General features: G+C 55.2%; 4 protein-coding genes. All 4 read left to right on the top strand.

The genetic code is table 11. The annotated features are described in order from the left end of the window. A partial coding sequence (locus IAE77_RS00120; RefSeq protein ID WP_294219620.1) for a hypothetical protein occupies positions 1–419 on the top strand: 419 nt, incomplete at its 5' end. Beyond that, positions 416–943 (top strand): hypothetical protein, encoded by a 528-nt coding sequence (locus IAE77_RS00115; protein ID WP_294219619.1) that lies wholly within the window; start codon positions 416–418, stop codon positions 941–943. The genes IAE77_RS00120 and IAE77_RS00115, both read left to right, overlap by 4 nt. Further along, positions 930–1,835 carry a methyltransferase gene (locus IAE77_RS00110; RefSeq protein ID WP_294219618.1) on the top strand — a complete coding sequence of 302 codons (906 nt, stop codon included), beginning with the start codon at positions 930–932 and terminating at the stop codon, positions 1,833–1,835. The genes IAE77_RS00115 and IAE77_RS00110 overlap by 14 nt, the downstream gene beginning before the upstream one ends. After that, on the top strand, positions 1,832–2,337 hold a 506-nt coding region (locus IAE77_RS00105), incomplete at its 3' end, for a hypothetical protein (protein WP_294219617.1). The genes IAE77_RS00110 and IAE77_RS00105, both read left to right, overlap by 4 nt.

Here is a 2,337-nt window from a genome sequence, read left to right as displayed (position 1 = left end):
AGCTTGTAGCATGCTCGACTATCCATCGCCTGCGCGCGCTTCACATTCTCCTTCAGGCCTGCATGGTGGAATGGGGAAGCACCCCAGAGCATGGAGCTGAAGCCATCAAGCTGCTTGGTTGCCATCCCGCGCCCTCTTCGGCATTTGCGAGGCCGAATCGCGTTGGGTTGTTCTACCGAATTCTTGCCGACAGCCGTTGGGTGGATAAGAAACCAGAAGACCTGAAAACGACGATATACAAGAAGCTTGAACAGGAATTGGGTATCAGCGACCTGAATTCAGACCCTAAACTCACCACACTGGTGGATGTTGTCTTGGGCGCCGACAATGAGAATGCCACCGTCCCATGGGAAACGGTCAAAACTGTGTTCAAGAAGCTAGATGAAGAACTGGTAACGTCTAGGCGCAACGGTTCATGATGAATGGCGAATGGGAAAGGCAGCGATCGGCGTTCAACCACGGATGGTTGAAGAACAGGCTTGTTACCTGCCTACTGAGGTGCAAGCGGGTTGCGAGTGGACTGGTTCAGGATGACATCGCGCAAGATGACCTGCTCGAACTGCTCAACGGCTGGGAACTGGCCCGGCTAGGAGCAGTACAGGTTCTGTCGGAAATGGAGTCCCGTGTTCATCATGCCGTCGTCCCGTCATCGAACGATTCCCTGGCGCTCGGGGAGTCCACCTGCCGCTACCTGCTGGAAGTCGATCGCCTACGCTGGCTTCAGCTTACGAATGCCGAGATGCTTGGCGAGGAAGCCTTGAGAGCCCTGGGTGATATCGACGATGAGATCATGCGGACTCGATTGTGGCTTCAGGACTCTGGCACGATGCCGGATTCCGAATTGCTAAGGAATCTCGAAGAACGCGCCCGTCGCTTGGGCGCACTGTTTTCGTCCATCACACTCTGCCAAGACTCCATAATCACTTCTGATGAACAGGTTTGACGATCAGGCCGACGCACTGCGTCGGCGCTATGCACAGGGCGATGATGGAATCAGCCGCCTGATTCTCCATTTTGTGGACCAAGTCGAGGTTATCTGTTCCGATGGTGATCACCTGGATCAATACAACCGCAGGCGCCACGAACTGCTCATGCAGATCAAGGTATTGGAGCTTGCCTATCTCAACCTCCATTCCCACGCCGAAATGCCAAGCGTATCTCTTGATCACTACAGCGATTTGGCGGGCATGCAAGTGCTGCGGGGGGTGTTTTCTCCCGAGTTTGCGACCGATAGCTATCAGTGGGCCAACTATATCGCTCGAAGAGGACTTGTCGATGGGAAATCGGTTCTTGAGATGGGTGCCGGGAGCGGAGTCATTTCCCTCTTTCTTCACCGAAATGCCACGCCCAGATCCATATGCGCCGTCGATGTGAACCGGTATGCGGTGGTCAATCTGCATACCAATGTCGATCAGTTTGGCATTGATCCGTCCCGGTTCGAAGTGATCGAGAGCGATCTTTTCAGTCTTGTTCCATCGAAAAGGCGTTTCGATGTGGTCCTGTGGGCCATGCCATGGATATTCAGTGACGAGCGGTTCGTGCGGCAGGTGCTGGAGGATTGCGACGACCCGTGCGAGAAAGTTCTGCTGCGCTCGATAATTGACCCGAGCGGGGAATCGGTGCGGAAGTTCATATCCGACGCAAGAAGTCGTTTAAGCCCACACGGAAAGGTTCTCTTGATTTCATCGGACTTCATTCCAAACGGGATGATCCGACGTCACGCCGAGGAGGAGGGTTATCTCTACCGGGAAACGGTCTTTGCAAAAAATGCCACAGTCGTAGAAGCAACTGGTATGGCTTTGGATCTTTACCATCTGGAACTGACGCTCCAATGAGCATCGCTTTGCCACGCCTCCTTATACTCGATGATCTTTTCGGAAGAGTCGGTCCCCAAGACCGGAATGCTGACCGCGAAAACCTCTGCGCGCATTTTCTATGGCAGGATGCTACCGGTGACGCGGCGGCCAGGGCCAGCCGGCAGAAAGTATTGAAACCGGTCGCCGAGGCGGTATTCTGTCGCGGCCAGACACCGGTCGAGTCCGATGTCGGCGCAGTGGTGGAAAACGACTTGGCCAGTACGCTGGGGCAAGTGCGTTCAGGCTGGAACGAGGTACTGGCGCTAGGCGAGCCACCTTGGGCGATGGTGTTGCTTGACCTCTGTTTCTACACAGGACGGGTTACCGAAGACAGCCACCAGCGTACACCAGGGATGCCGGAGGGCCGTCCAAGGGATGACAATCCGAATAGTTACTTCGGCCTGACCCTGCTGGATGCTATCCACCATGAATTCCCCGATCTCCCCATCTTCATCCTCTCCAGCAAGCCGCGCGAGGAAGT

The sequence above is a fragment of the Prosthecobacter sp. genome (assembly GCF_014879935.1).
GTDB lineage: Bacteria > Verrucomicrobiota > Verrucomicrobiia > Verrucomicrobiales > Verrucomicrobiaceae > Prosthecobacter.
Note: the sequence above shows the minus strand (reverse complement) of the source record. Positions and strands in the feature narration are given on the sequence as shown.

What these genes read in the sequence shown, in the direction of transcription:
- IAE77_RS00115 (WP_294219619.1), top strand. Translation starts at nt 416, where the DNA reads ATGATGAATGGCGAATGGGAAAGGCAGCGATCGGCGTTCAACCACGGA.
- IAE77_RS00110 (WP_294219618.1), top strand. Translation starts at nt 930, where the DNA reads ATGAACAGGTTTGACGATCAGGCCGACGCACTGCGTCGGCGCTATGCA.